The organism is Bacillus sp. X1(2014) (assembly GCF_007678255.1).
In genome coordinates, this window is record NZ_VEED01000013.1 from 58,023 (window position 1) to 72,868 (window position 14,846).

At 39.9% G+C, this 14,846-nt stretch carries 12 protein-coding genes; 11 read left to right on the top strand and 1 reads right to left on the bottom strand.

Annotation, left to right across the window (positions count from 1 at the left end; translation table 11 throughout):
• Positions 1-10 precede the first annotated feature (10 nt).
• The 9 genes from FS608_RS20750 to sdaAA all read left to right on the top strand — a co-directional run bounded on the left by FS608_RS20750 (position 11) and on the right by sdaAA (position 10,634).
• Positions 11-901, top strand: a complete 891-nt coding sequence (locus tag FS608_RS20750) for an alpha/beta fold hydrolase (RefSeq protein WP_144554492.1) — start codon at positions 11-13, stop codon at positions 899-901.
• Between the two features lie 103 nt (positions 902-1,004).
• Positions 1,005-1,796, top strand: coding sequence for a 2-keto-4-pentenoate hydratase (locus FS608_RS20755; RefSeq protein WP_144554493.1), 792 nt, complete (start codon positions 1,005-1,007; stop codon positions 1,794-1,796).
• Positions 1,797-1,894: 98 nt separating this feature from the next.
• Positions 1,895-3,196 carry an MFS transporter gene (locus FS608_RS20760; protein WP_144554494.1) on the top strand — a complete coding sequence of 434 codons (1,302 nt, stop codon included), beginning with the start codon at positions 1,895-1,897 and terminating at the stop codon, positions 3,194-3,196.
• Positions 3,197-3,409: 213 nt separating this feature from the next.
• Positions 3,410-4,594: a sulfite reductase subunit alpha gene (locus tag FS608_RS20765; RefSeq protein ID WP_144554495.1), complete on the top strand. Its 1,185-nt coding sequence runs from the start codon at positions 3,410-3,412 to the stop codon at positions 4,592-4,594.
• A gap of 459 nt (positions 4,595-5,053) precedes the next feature.
• On the top strand, positions 5,054-6,244 hold the full coding sequence (locus FS608_RS20770) for a glycine C-acetyltransferase (RefSeq protein WP_144554496.1): 1,191 nt from the start codon (positions 5,054-5,056) through the stop codon (positions 6,242-6,244).
• A gap of 80 nt (positions 6,245-6,324) precedes the next feature.
• A complete protein-coding gene (locus FS608_RS20775; RefSeq protein WP_144554497.1) occupies positions 6,325-7,305 on the top strand; it encodes an L-threonine 3-dehydrogenase in 981 nt (326 codons plus the stop codon).
• Positions 7,306-7,497: 192 nt separating this feature from the next.
• Positions 7,498-8,895, top strand: a complete 1,398-nt coding sequence (locus tag FS608_RS20780) for an amino acid permease (RefSeq protein WP_144554498.1) — start codon at positions 7,498-7,500, stop codon at positions 8,893-8,895.
• Positions 8,896-9,019: 124 nt separating this feature from the next.
• Positions 9,020-9,679 carry an L-serine ammonia-lyase, iron-sulfur-dependent subunit beta gene (gene sdaAB / locus FS608_RS20785; protein WP_144554499.1) on the top strand — a complete coding sequence of 220 codons (660 nt, stop codon included), beginning with the start codon at positions 9,020-9,022 and terminating at the stop codon, positions 9,677-9,679.
• Positions 9,680-9,734: 55 nt separating this feature from the next.
• Complete coding sequence (sdaAA, locus tag FS608_RS20790) at positions 9,735-10,634, top strand: L-serine ammonia-lyase, iron-sulfur-dependent, subunit alpha (protein ID WP_144554500.1); 900 nt, start codon at positions 9,735-9,737, stop codon at positions 10,632-10,634.
• Positions 10,635-10,683: 49 nt separating this feature from the next.
• Here the strand turns inward: sdaAA and FS608_RS20795 are convergent, their stop codons facing one another.
• The gene (locus FS608_RS20795; protein ID WP_144554501.1) at positions 10,684-11,754 is read right to left on the bottom strand and encodes a sulfite oxidase; all 1,071 of its coding nucleotides are present in this window, start codon (positions 11,752-11,754) and stop codon (positions 10,684-10,686) included.
• A 165-nt stretch (positions 11,755-11,919) separates the two neighbouring features.
• On the opposite strand from FS608_RS20795, the gene FS608_RS20800 reads away from it, so the two are divergent.
• Positions 11,920-12,252 carry a YciI family protein gene (locus FS608_RS20800; protein WP_144554502.1) on the top strand — a complete coding sequence of 111 codons (333 nt, stop codon included), beginning with the start codon at positions 11,920-11,922 and terminating at the stop codon, positions 12,250-12,252.
• A gap of 251 nt (positions 12,253-12,503) precedes the next feature.
• On the top strand, positions 12,504-14,579 hold the full coding sequence (locus FS608_RS20805; protein ID WP_144554503.1) for a sigma-70 family RNA polymerase sigma factor: 2,076 nt from the start codon (positions 12,504-12,506) through the stop codon (positions 14,577-14,579).
• Positions 14,580-14,846: the final 267 nt, after the last annotated feature.

Below are 14,846 nucleotides of genomic sequence, written 5' to 3' on the forward strand. Positions count from 1 at the left end.
GAGATTTTAGATGACAATTTGGACAGACTTAGCTGACGTTGAATTTAAATTATATTATTTAGATGCAAATGGAATCAAAACACGCGTGCTGGAAGCCGGTACTGGAGAACCTCTGATTCTGCTTCATGGTACTGGTGGGCATATTGAAGCCTACGCTAGAAATATGAAGGGCCTAAGTGAGCATTTCCGTGTAATCAATATTGATATGGTAGGGCATGGCTTTACAGATAAACCGGATTGTCAGTACGGTATTGATTTTTATAGTGATCATTTATTATCGGTGATTCAGGCGTTAGATCTGAAGCAAGTCTATCTTTCTGGTGAATCCCTAGGAGGATGGGTGGCTGCATGGTTTGCAGCGGAACATCCGCAATATGTAAAATCAATGGTTTTAAATACTCCTGGAAATGTGAACAACAAGCCTGAAGTCATGCAAAGACTGAAAGATTCGACGCTAAAAGCCGTTCTTGAAGCAAACTATGAAAATGTGAAAACGAGACTAGAATGGTTAATGTATGATAAAAGCCAAGTAACAGAAGAATTAATTGAAACCCGCTATAAAATTTATACGCAAGACTCTTATCAAGAAGCGGTTCATCATATCGTTTGCCTCCAAGACATCGAAGTAAGAAAGCTATATAGCTGGGACCCATCATGGTGCGGCAAAATCAATGCTCCGACATTGTTAGCTTGGACAGACCATGACCCAACTTCTACCGTTGAGGAAGCCAAACCAATTCAAGATATGATTCCAAATAGCGAATTAGTGGTTATTAAAGATGCGGGACACTGGCCGCAATGGGAGAAACCGGAAGAATTTAACAGCATTTTAATAGACTTCTTATTAAAAAGCGGAAAAGAAGCAGTAAAGCAGGATAACCCTGCATTAGTTTCAAAATAATAAGACCGACCTCTAAAGAGCGCTACCTGCATTGATTCATTAGTTTAAGATGATATTGAATCTTTGAGATAGTGCTCTATTTTTGATTAAAAGGAGTTTTTTTATGCGTAACCAAGTAATTCATCGTGTTCAGCATGTATATGAACTGCTACAGCAGGCTGAAACATCTAAGAAATCTATTCCCGCGATCACAGATGTATATCCAGAATTGACTATTGATGAGGCGTATCAAGCCCAGCTGCAAATGATTAGCCAGAAGGTCCAGGCCGGGAATAGAATTGTCGGGAAAAAGATTGGCTTAACTTCTATTGCCATGCAGCAACTGTTAGGTGTCGATCAGCCCGATTACGGCCATCTATTGGATTCTATGGAAGTAAGTAATAATGGGAAAATCTTATTAGATGATTTGTTCCAGCCAAAGATAGAAGGAGAGATTGCTTTTGTTCTCAAGAAGGATTTAAGAGGTCCGAATGTTTCAGCAGAGGATGTTCTTAATGCCACAGATTACATCTCACCTGCGTTAGAAATCGTCGATAGCCGGATCACTGATTGGAAGATTACCTTAAAAGACACGGTAGCCGATAACGCATCAAGCGGACTTTTTGTAATTGGGGATGATCGGTATGGGGTAACAGATATCGACTTGCAATCGATTGAAATGAAATTGTTTAAAAATGGTGAACTGATAAATAAAGGTTATGGCTATGATGTATTAGGCCATCCTGCCAGATGTGTGGCCTGGCTGGCAAATAAGTTATCCGAGTACAATGTCGTTTTGAAAGCAGGAGAAGTAATATTATCAGGTGCTTTGTCTGCGGCAGTTGCAGCTGAAAAAGGTGATTGGTTTACAGCCGGATTTTCGCATATTGGGAATGTAGAAGTCACATTTAAATAACTAGGGCAAAGATCATTCCATTGGGGAGTGGAATGGTCTTTAAGTAGAGTAATGATTTCTATTCATACGAAAATGGGAGAAAATTATGGAGGTCCTATATGGAGCAAAAGAAAAGTGTAGTATCAAAAAAGGCGTGGGTCATAATTTTCTTGTTATTTTTATTAACGGTAATTAGTAATGCCGATAAGGCGATTATTGGATTCGCATCGGTTCCTATTATTAAAGAATTAGGATTAACACCAGAGCAATGGGGTGTGGTTGGCAGTGTCTTCTTCTTACTTTATTCGCTTGCAGCTGTACTAGGGGGCAGTCTAGCAGATAAAATTGGTACGAAAAAAGTAATTGTTGGTATGGTTGTGTTATGGTCGATTGTGCAATTTTCAACCATCTTTGTCAGCAGTTTTGCTTATTTATTAGTGACAAGAATCATTTTAGGGGCCGGTGAAGGTCCATCTTACGCATTAGCAATGACTGCGGCCTCCAAGTATCTTCCAAAAGAAAAATTGGGGATTGGTTTAACACTGGTATCGGTCGGTGGTCCGCTTGGTGTCGCAATTTCAGCACCCGTTTTAATGCATCTTATTATGAATTATGGCTGGCGTTCAGCATTTATTGCAACCGGAGTAGTCGGGTTTATATGGACTATGGTGTGGTTATGGGCCGCAAAAGAGAAAGCGGTTACACAGGAAGAAACTGTTAAAGCTAAAGGCGATGTGGGTGGATCTGCCGTTCAGAATGATACAAAATTCACCTCTGTTTTATTTTCTAAAAACTTTATTTTCGTTGCTTTATGCGGGTTTGCTACTTATTGGTCGTTTACAATTGGGTTAAACTGGCTTCCAAACTATCTGGAAAATGTCCGTAAACTTAGTGAAGAAAAATTGAGCATTGTTGTTGCGCTGCCTTGGATTATGATTACTCTATCGCAGATTACGTTCTCAACGATTTCCGACCGAATTTATAAAAAGACGAAGAGCATGGTCAAAGGGCGGATTTTTGTCCTAGGACCTGTTATGGCAGTTGGTGCCGTCAGCTACTTCCTGGGGGCCATTGTCAGCTCTAATATTTTAGCCATTGTCTTATTGTCACTTGGGTTAACGTTTGGCTGTATTACCTTAGTTATGGGGCCAGCCATTCTAGTGGATTTGGTTTCACCAAAGCATCAAGGGAAAGTTCAAGGTTGGTTTATGGCCATTACCTCTTTAGGAGGTATTGTGGGTCCATATGTAACTGGCTGGATGATTGGACACTCGGCAAACCAGGCAGCAGGTTTTCATTACGCATTCCAGCTATGCGGACTGATTCTTCTAGTATTTGGAAGTTTGGTGTGGCTGGCGGTTCGTCCGAAAAGGTACGAAAATTCTGCCTCATTAAAAACAAGTACATCAAATATTATTTAAAATTTCCAATTCTGAACTGGTGTAATAATAAATAGTGAGTGCCTGACACCCAATGTGTTACAATATTGAGTGTCAGGCACCTTTTTATGTGTCCCATTTAAACGTTGAATGGTAAATTCAATCGAAATTGGATAGAAAATTGTGAAAAAATACACATCGTATTTTCCAAAATAAATGGTAAAATGTATATATTACTTTTGGAGGTTAAGAACCATGCAAAAAACATTGGATAACACGAAGACTGACCAAAAAGACAACCATGTTCCAACAACATATTCACGAACAAATCCGTTTCAAGCAAAAATTCTTAAAAACATTAATATAAATGGTGCAGGCTCTAGTAAAGAAACAAGGCACCTTGAGTTATCGTTAGAAGGATCAGGCCTTTCATATGTGCCTGGCGATGCCCTTGGCGTTATTCCTTCAAATGATCCAGAACTTGTGTCCTCGATTCTTGAGGAAATGCATTGGGATGAAGAATCGCTTGTAACGATCAATAAGCAAGGTGAGACACTTGCGCTGAAGGAAGCGCTAACCACCTATTTTGAAATTACCCTGCTATCAAAAAAGGTTTTACAGCAGGCAGCAGTGTTCACAGAGAACGAAGAGCTACAAAAACTTCTCTTGGTTGAAAATGCAGCCCAAGTGAAAGAATATTGCTATGGCCGTGATTTGCTTGATATGTTACGTGAGTTCGGTCCATGGAAAGCTACTGCTCAGGAAATCGTTTCAATCTTAAGGAAAATGACGCCGCGCCTTTATTCGATTGCAAGCAGCATTGCAGCAAATCCGGATGAAGTTCATTTAACCATCGGTGCTGTGCGTTATACAGCTCATGGACGCGATCGTAAAGGGGTTTGCTCTGTACTATGTGCTGAACGTGTAAATGAAGGAGATACGCTACCGGTCTTTATTCAAGCCAATAAACATTTTCATCTGCCAGAGTCTCATGATATTGATATAATTATGGTTGGACCAGGAACAGGAATTGCACCATTCCGTTCGTTTATACAGGAACGTGCAGTGAATAAAGGAACAGGCCGGTCATGGTTATTTTTTGGAGACCAGCATGAAGCGTCAGATTTCCTTTATCAAGATGAGCTGCAACAATATCAACAAGATGGGGTACTGTCTAAATTAGATACGGCCTTCTCCCGAGACGGAGCTCAAAAAGTCTATGTTCAGCATAAAATGCAGGAACACAGTAAAGAACTATTCGACTGGCTGCAAAAAGGTGCTTATTTCTACGTGTGTGGAGATAAGGAATACATGGCGAAAGACGTCCATGAAACACTTATTAACGTTATTGAAAAAGAAGGTTCTATGAGCCGCGAAGAAGCAGAAACCCATCTAAAAGATATGCAAAAGCAAGGGCGTTATCAGCGTGATGTGTATTAAAAGGTAAGTGAATAGTAAAAAAAACCTTTGTCCCGTGGTACAAAGGTTTTTTTACTATGTCAGAATTTAAGTGAACATGGTCTGCTAAAGACTTTCTAACAACCTAAAGAGAATTTAGGTCATTTGTCTGAATGATTAGTTTTTTGTAATAGTATTGACAGTTTTTCAACATAATTATAGAATAACACTGAAATATATAAATCTATTATTTTAATACGGTTGAGAGAAAGATCAACTAAACAGCTTATTACCACACTTCCAATTCCATAGCATCACACGTTCAAAAGTAGGATTGAAAATTTTCGGGAGCAATTATTTTTCGAGATATAACTGCTTCTTTTTTGGTAGTTACTTGAAATCGCTTTCAGTTAGTTGATCTTATAATAATTTTCCTGATGAAAAACGCGAGTAGGTGTTATGTGAAGAATCTAGTGAGGTAATTTTAAAGGAGGAACTACTTTGGCAAAAAAAGTTTTAAAGGATTTCTTAATACCCCAACTGAACGAGTTGAGGGAAAACGGCCTCTACAATGTCATTGATACTGTAGAAGGACCAAACGGCCCAATAATTACTATCAATGGCAAAGCATTAATCAATATGTCATCCAATAATTATCTTGGTCTTGCCAATAATGAAAGAATGAAGCAAAAAGCGCATGAAGCAATTGACGAGTATGGGTTAGGAGCCGGTGCGGTCCGTACAATCAATGGTACATTGACCATTCATAATGAATTGGAGAAAACAATTGCAAAGTTCAAGCATACCGAAGCGGCCATTGCCTTCCAATCCGGGTTCAATTGCAACATGGGTGCTATTTCAGCCTTGATGACAAAGAAGGATGCCATTCTCTCCGATGAATTGAACCATGCATCAATCATTGATGGATGCAGATTATCAGGAGCGAAAATTATCCGCGTCAAACATCAGGACATGGACGATTTGCGCCGCGTTGCGAAAGAAACGATTGAAAGTGGTTTATACGAAAAAGTCATGTACATCACGGACGGAGTTTTCTCAATGGACGGTGATGTAGCGAAACTTCCAGAAATCGTTGAAATTGCTGAAGAGTTTGGGTTGATCACGTACGTAGATGATGCCCATGGTTCTGGGGTAATGGGGAATGGTGCTGGTACAGTCAAGCATTTTGGACTCTCAGACCGCATTGATCTTCAGATTGGGACCCTTTCAAAAGCGATTGGTGTCGTAGGCGGTTATGTAGCAGGTACAGAACAGCTGATTGACTGGCTGAAAGTTCGTGCACGTCCATTCCTATTTTCAACATCATTGACTCCTGGAGATGCGGCTGCATGTATCGAAGCAATCAATATCATGTCCGAATCGACAGAAAAGGTTGAAAAGCTTTGGGAAAACGGAAGATATCTAAAAGAAGGCTTAAAGAATCTTGGTTTTGATATTGGCCATTCCGAAACGCCAATTACCCCATGCATCATAGGGAAAGAAGATCTGACCCAATTATTTTCGCGCAGGCTGATGGAAGAAGGCGTTTATGCCAAATCAATCACTTTCCCAACCGTTCCTAGAGGTACAGGCAGGGTTAGGAATATGCCTACTGCTGCACACACCAAGGAAATGCTTGATGAGGTTCTAGCAGTTTATGAAAAAATAGGTAAGGAATTGTCTATTATCTAATTAATAATTTCACCAAGAATACTAGAGTTTTTGCTTCAGTTTAATATTAGTAAAAGACACTTCAGGAGGTCCCGTTTATTATGAAAAAAATTCTTATTACTGGCTGTCTCGGCCAAATCGGTTCTGAATTGACACATCGTCTCAGAGTAATGTACGGAACAGAAAATGTTATTGCAACAGATATTCGCCATATTGAAGGCAATCCAGTTATCGAAGGTGGTATATTTGAAATCCTTGATGTGATGGATTACGAAGCAATGCTGGGCCTTTGCAAAAAATATGAAGTCGACACCCTCATGCATCTTGCAGCTCTTTTGTCGGCAGTAGGAGAAGCAAAACCAAAATTCGCATGGGACCTGAATATGGGTGGCCTGATGAACGCCCTTGAAGTTTCCCGTGAGTTAAATCTAAAACTCTTTATACCGAGCTCCATCGCTGCCTTCGGACCAGGAACACCTGCAGATATGACACCACAGGATACGGTACAAAGGCCAACTACTATGTATGGCGTCACAAAGGTATCCGGAGAATTACTATGCGACTACTATTTTACTAAATATGGTGTTGACGTGCGCGGAGTAAGGTTCCCTGGACTGATTTCATACAAGACTCTTCCAGGCGGGGGAACAACTGACTACGCAGTAGATATTTACTATGAAGCTCTTAAGAACAAGAAGTATACATCTTTCATTGGTAAAGGAACCTATATGGATATGATGTATATGCCTGATGCAATCGAAGCAATTATCCAATTGATGGAGGCTGACCCTTCACGATTGAAGCACCGTAACGCATTTAACATCACGGCGATGAGCTTTGAGCCGGAACAAATTGCTGCATCCATTAAGAAATTCATTCCTGAATTCGAAATTTCATATAATGTTGACCCTGTACGCCAAGGCATCGCAGATTCATGGCCGAATAGCATTGATGCCTCTGCTGCACGTAAAGAATGGGATTTCAATCCACAATACGATTTGGATCGTATGACAAAAGATATGCTGGAAAATTTATCCGACAAATTAGGCATCCCTTTTAGGGAACTTGCATTAGCCTATTAGTTTCTGGAATAATCATCCGTCTATGAATCTATTATAATTCATCTTTATGAAAAAGACAATTGTATTTTTCGGGTGGACTGCTTCCTAGGAATTATGTTATCGTAAGTTATACTACAATAACAAAATATGAACAAAGGGTTATATGAATCTTGCTTAATATTTAACAATAAGCAATATAGGGGAGGAAACGAAATGGCAAACAAGGAATTGAATAGGGGCTTAAGTTCACGTCATATTCAAATGATTGCTTTAGGCGGTACGATTGGTGTAGGTCTATTTATGGGATCTTCCAGCACAATTGGATGGACGGGGCCATCCGTTATGCTCGCCTATGGAATTACAGGTATTTTTCTATATTTAATTATGCGCGCCATGGGCGAAATGCTCTACTTGGAACCAAGTACAGGTTCGTTCGCAACATTTGGTTATAAGTATATCCATCCACTAGCCGGATTTATGACTGCATGGAGCAACTGGTTCCAGTGGGTGGTTGTCGGCATGGCAGAAGTTATCGCAATTGGCACATATATGCATTATTGGTATCCAGATCTTCCTGCTTGGATTCCTGGTCTTATTGCTATGGCCATTCTTGGGGCAGCAAACTTTATTTCTGTTAAATCATTTGGTGAATTTGAATTTTGGTTTGCTTTGATTAAAGTCGTTACAATTATCTTGATGATTGTTGCAGGTTTCGGCCTAATTTTCTTCGGCTTCGGTAATGGCGGAGACGCGATCGGCCTATCAAACCTTTGGAAAAACGGCGGTTTCTTTACTGGCGGACTGAAAGGGTTCCTTTTTGCCCTATCACTTGTTGTTGGTGCTTATCAAGGTGTAGAACTTATCGGGATTACAGCTGGTGAAGCGAAAGATCCACAGAAAACAATCAGGAATGCGATTCAAAGTACCATTTGGCGTATCCTCGTTTTCTATATTGGTGCCATCTTTGTTATTGTTACTGTTTATCCTTGGGATCAATTGCATGCTATCGGAAGCCCGTTCGTAGCAACTTTTGCAAAAATTGGTATTACAGCTGCAGCTGGAATCATTAACTTTGTTGTTATCACTGCTGCATTGTCTGGCTGCAACAGCGGTATCTACAGCGCAGGGCGTATGCTTTATACTCTTGGTGTCAATGGACAAGCGCCAAAAGCGTTTGCGAAGGTTTCGAGTAACGGAGTTCCTTTATTCGGTACAATAGGGGTATTGATCGGACTTGGCGTTGGCGTTGTGTTAAGTTATATTGCACCAGAAAAACTGTTTGTGTACGTCTATGCTTCAAGTGTTCTACCAGGGATGGTTCCTTGGTTTGTCATTCTGATCAGCCAAATCAAGTTCAGGAAAGTCCATGCTGATAAAATGGCCAGCCATCCATTCAAAATGCCTTTTGCGCCTGTCACTAACTATGTGACAATTGCCTATCTGACAGCGGTGCTTGTTGGTATGTGGTTCAACGAAGACACTCGTATTTCACTTATTGCGGGTATCGTCTTCCTGGCTATTGTGGTAATCAGCTTTTATGCTTTTGGAATAAACAAGCGTGTACCTGCGGATCTTCAAGCAGAGGATATGACAGATAAGAAAGCAGTTTAAACTTTAATAGCAGGATAGGGACAGTTTCTATAAATTGTCCCTATTTTTTCTTAAAGACGTGTTGCTAAGTAAGCAAATGGAATAACATGTAGAGAATCTTAATATAGAAACTCAGGTGATAACAATGAAGTATCGATCAGCATTTGAAATTATTGGTCCGGTTATGATTGGGCCTTCTAGTTCACATACAGCTGGTGCCGTCCGCATTGGCCGCGTTGCCCGAACCCTGTTCGAGAGACAGCCAAAAAAGGCAGTTCTCTCGCTTTATGGTTCCTTTGCAAAAACATATAAAGGGCATGGAACAGACTTAGCCCTTGTAGCGGGCTTACTAGACTTTGATACGTTCGACGAGCGGATTCCTGATGCATTGGCGATAGCGGAACAATCGGGTATGGAGGTCATCTTTCAAGAGGAAAAGGCCGTTACAGAACATCCAAACACAGTAAAGATTAATCTTTTTGCGGAGGATAAAGAGATGGAGATCATTGGTATCTCTATCGGTGGAGGATCGATTGAAATAACAGAAATCAACTCCTTCAAGCTAAAGTTATCGGGTGACCCCGCCATACTAGTCATGCATAATGACCGTTTTGGAGTAATCAGCTCGGTAACATCCATTTTTTCGCAAAATAAAATAAATATTGGTCATATGGAAGTGGCCAGGAAAGATAAAGGCGACATGGCCATCATGGTCATTGAATCCGATGAAAAGATAAATGACCAGTTGGTAAACGATTTGCAAAAGCTTGACAACGTTATAAGTGTCATCCGTATGGTTGACTAATCGGTGTTTTCAGGGTTGAACACTAGATTAATAGAAGACAGCAGGGGGAAATGTTATGTTTCGTAATGTAGCTGAACTTGTTTCGCTGGCGGAACAACATCAGGTAAAAATAGCCGAAATCATGATTCGGCAGGAAGTAGAAGTTACAGGTCTTTCCCGTGAAGAAGTGTTTTCCAAAATGGACCAGAACCTGACCGTAATGGAACGGGCTATCGAACGGGGCTTAAATGGAGTAAAATCACGCACAGGACTCACAGGCGGAGATGCAGTATTGCTGCAAAACTATATTAAGAGCGGAAAGTCTCTGACGGGCTCATTGCTTTTGGATGCTGTTAGCAAGGCGGTTGCCACGAATGAAGTCAATGCTGCGATGGGCATCATTTGTGCGACGCCAACTGCCGGTTCGGCGGGAGTTGTCCCTGGTACGTTATTTGCGGTAAAGGATAAACTCAATCCAACTAGACAGGAAATGATTGAATTTTTATTTACGGCAGCGGCGTTTGGATTTGTCGTTGCAAACAATGCATCCATTTCAGGCGCTGCAGGCGGTTGCCAGGCAGAGGTGGGTTCGGCTTCAGGTATGGCAGCAGCTGCAATTGTTGAATTGGCTGGTGGTACGCCTAAGCAATCAGCTGAAGCAATGGCCATCACCTTAAAAAATATGCTGGGTCTTGTTTGCGACCCGGTTGCCGGTCTCGTTGAAGTGCCCTGCGTGAAACGGAATGCAATGGGTGCATCGAATGCTTTGACAGCAGCGGATATGGCGCTTGCCGGGATAACTAGCAGAATTCCATGTGATGAAGTCATAGGAGCCATGTATGCAATTGGACAGTCAATGCCTTCTGCGTTAAGGGAAACAGCCGAAGGTGGACTGGCCGCTACCCCGACCGGACGGAGGCTCGAAGCGGAAATCTTTGGGCAGCCTAAGGAAAAACTGGTTGATTATTTAGTATAACTACTTCAAAAAGCTGCCGGTTACTCCTGGCAGCTTACTTTATTGGTTTCTATTCTATCTTTACCTTGATTTTATCTATTGCATTGTATCCATAGCCTTTTTTGTTCCAAAAGGGTGATGTTGGCTGAATTCTATTTGTAGAATCTGTTGCTCTTGATAAGATCGTGTATTCCCCTTTCTCTACTATAGACCATTCATATGACCAAGAAACCCATTCATAACCACTGGAATTTTCATTTTCGATTTTCGCATTTAACCACGTTTTCCCATTATCAGTACTGACCTCTACCTTTGTTATATACCCTTTCCCTGTCCAAGCGATACCTTTAATTAGGTGCTTACCAGTATTAAGAACATCCATATCTAACGGTTTTTGTATGGTAGAGTTAACATTTATATTTGTGACGGGCTTAGTATCTTTGTTACTCTCTTTATGTGGATAATAAACATAGTCAATGGACTGAAATGGCCCTTTAAAATTAGAATCAGTAATGGTTATTTGCTTAATCCACTTAACAGAAGCCATACCATACCATTGTGGAACGATCAATCTTAATGGATAACCATGTTTAAACGGAATTGGTTGATCATTATACTCATAAGCAATAATGGTATCAGGATGTAGTGCCTTTTCCAAAGGTAAACTCCGAGCATAAGTATAAATGGAATCTAAGTCAGTTCTTTTTCCGTAATCATACCCTTCCACGATCACTTCTTTTGCCCCTACTCTTATTCCCGCTAGGTCAAGAAGGGTTCGCATCGGAACTCCTTTCCAATACCCTTGGCTAATGGCACCCTTTTCCCATTGTTCTCCAAATACTTTAGGGTCAAAAAAACTACGTTTGTTTCCTGCGCATTCAAGGATTACTTTAACCGTTTTCGATGGGAGTTGTAGGAGATCTTGCATGGAGAGCAGCTTTTGAGTTAAGACAAAGCCATTTATAGGAAGCCAATAGTTGGAATAAGAAAGAGAAGGATAAGAAAAGTGGTTTTGTCTATAAAATAAACGATTATGGATGATATCAGTTTCTATAAACTGAATGGGTGTTTCCTGACTTTCAGGATGTAAACTACGTGTCGTTAGATGAGGCTTCATATCTGGATATTGAGAGTTGGGCATCCTTTCCCTCCTAACAAAAAAATTCAATATAAATAAATATGATGTTCTTTTTCTTTTTAGACCCTAATCTGTCGGGGATTCATTGTATTCCGAAAGGGGTTTATGGAATAATTATTAGTGTCGTAACTAGGATTAAGAAATTTAATTTGATGGAGGTAAATGAGGATGTCGGACAATACAGCAAGTAAAGTTACAGCTAAAATCCACTTTATGCTAAAATCTACTCCGCCGAGAACAACTTTTCATCAGGATATGTCAATTGAAGAACGGGATATTATGTTAAAACATATTGACTATTGGACAAACAAACAAAATCAGGGGATTGCTCTGGTCTTCGGTCCTGTTTTAAATCCTTCAGCTCCGCATGGACTAGCCATAATTGAAGTTGAAAATGAAGCTCAAGTACCAAAACTTGTCGAAGAAGACCCAGCTGTAATTGCTGGTATAATGGAAACTGAATTTTACCCTATGAAAGCAGTGCTGCCGAAACACGCTTGACCCTGTAGGCAGTGTTACTTAAAAATGAAACTTGAATAAACAAAAGTAAATGGCTCAGTATTGGACTGAGCCATTTACTTTATCAATACAAATATAACAAAATAGAGACTTTTGGATTTTATATATAATTCAAGAAAAGGAAATATAGACCAATTTTAAGTTTATTATATTATAATTAAAAGAGATTAATAGAAATTCATGATGTAAATACCATTTGGTATAAAGAGAATGTTGAAGGGGGAAACACATGAATGATCCCAGCAAAAATAGATCCTTTTTCAATTACTACAATTAGCAAAAAAAGCGTGGAATCCATCTTCGATTGGTTCGATCACCATAAACAAACGTTCTATACACTTGGTTGGTCCTTTCTTAGTAATCAGCAGCAAATGGAAGAGCTTTTTTACCGGTCCGTTTTAAAAGTCCACAAGGAATTGCCTCGATTTAAAAGTGAAACATCATTCGAAACGTGGGTTACATCCATTTTCATACATACCTGCCGTGAGCTTTGTAAAGAAAGAAGTGTACAAGTGTCAGAAGAAAGTGAACCACGTCAGGATATCTTTAAAGCACTTGATCAATTGAAAGAGTACGAGAAAGAAGCGATGGTCCTTACCTATGTAAAAGGACTGTCTCATGAGGAAGCGGCACATCTTCTCCAAGTTTCAGTGGAAAAGATGAAAGAGCTTTTGTTTTCCGGAATTCAGTCACTTAGAAAAGAAATGGGGTACGGATCACACTATAATGGCTGTAAGGAATATCATAAGGATTACATTGATTATTTAGAAAGAACCCTGGATCGGTCGAAAAAGATTGATTTTGAGATACATATTTATCATTGTCAAGACTGCCAGGATGATTTAGCTGTCTTTCAGGATGTCATGCTAACCATGTTAAATCTTACTGAAGGGATAGAGAATTTCCATGTGCCAGCAGATCTCATGGTGAACGTCAAAGCTAGGATGGCAGAAAAGGAGAAGCTCAGACAACAGAAGAACAAGAAACGTATAAGAATAGGAATTGTTTTGGCAAGTTTTTTTGCATTATTAATAGGGATAGAAGTTTTTACAGGGACTTTTACCAGCCTTTACTATACATGGACAGAAAAAGATCAGGAATTGCGTCCCTTTCTGCAACGGGACCTTGGTGAAAGGCTGAACCTAGAAACGGAAAGCGCTGGGGTGAAAATTAAGATCAGAAGTGCGATTGCTGATGATATTCAGACGCTCGTATTTTATGAAATCGAAGATACAAATGATGAAAATCAATATATGATGAATTATGATGATGGGGTTTTTGTGGAGAATGAACTTGAAATCATGAATACTGAAGGCCATCCTAGGTATTATCCTCCTGACCTTAAGTCTGAAGAAAATAATAAAGAAAAGAACGTGTTTCAAGGGAAGATTAGTCTGATGCCACTCAAAACGGAAAATGGGACGATCAAACTGAAGATCACAAAGCTCCTGAAATTGATTCGTGATTCCTCTGACCGGAATGATATTAGCGCTAACGAGAACATAGGATATGAAACAGGGGAATGGAACTTTGAGATTCCTGTGACAAAACAGCCTTCCGTTGAATATGCCTTGAATGAACAAATAGAAGTCGAGGGAGTCCCGGTTCGATTTGATAAACTAACCATAGCTCCAACAGCCACGATTCTGCAATATGGGATTAATAATGAAAAGCCAGAGAAAATGATTGATGTTCTTAATTTTGACAATCTGGAAGTGAACAATAAAAAAGTGAAACCTGATATATATGGCAGCTCTTTTATGGACTCACAACAAGACATGAATTGGACTACTTTTCAAACAAACTTTGACCCTTTTTTTGGAGAAAAGCCAAAAGAGGTTAACGTTCAACTCGGATCTATTAATTTAACGTTTCAAGACCCAAAAACCATCGAACTGGATGCTACTAAGCAATATCCTCAAACTTTTGAATATGCAGGCAGTACAATCTCTATCGACAAACTGGAGGTTGGACAGCCTTCCATTATTGTCATAAGCGATCATGAAATTAAGAATCGAGCGTATGAGGCGCTTAACTTCAATATTGTGGGAGAGGATGAAAATGAGTCTGTTTCGATGGAGATGAATACGGATGGAGTGCTTGTTGATAAAAACGGGATGGAATACGATACAGATAAAATGACTGTCCCATTTGAAGAAATCGAGCGGCCTCGCTATTTTGTTACCGTTCAAACCATGAAGATAGACGGTAACGGCGCTGGGGAGAAAGTGATTCCCAAAAGGCTGCAGATTTTTGGATATAGTTCAACGAAATTTTTGGATGATGTTGTGAAGATTTCTTTTAAATAAACTAATTGCTATAACGGGCGCTAGACTATGAAGATTAGAGCTGTCATTTTGGCAGCTTTTTCTTTTTGTATTAGTGGGGAAGTTTAGTCTTAGTAACCATCAAAAGTATAATAAGCGGAGATTTTCCGGTTAGATGTAGAATGGAGCTCGTTTCGGGGAAAATAAGGGGAGATTTTCCGACTACGGAAAGCAAAATCTCCCTTTTTTACGTTTTTCGAGTCAATAGGCGGAATCTCTCCGTTTATTTAAGCCTTTTTTAATAATAAT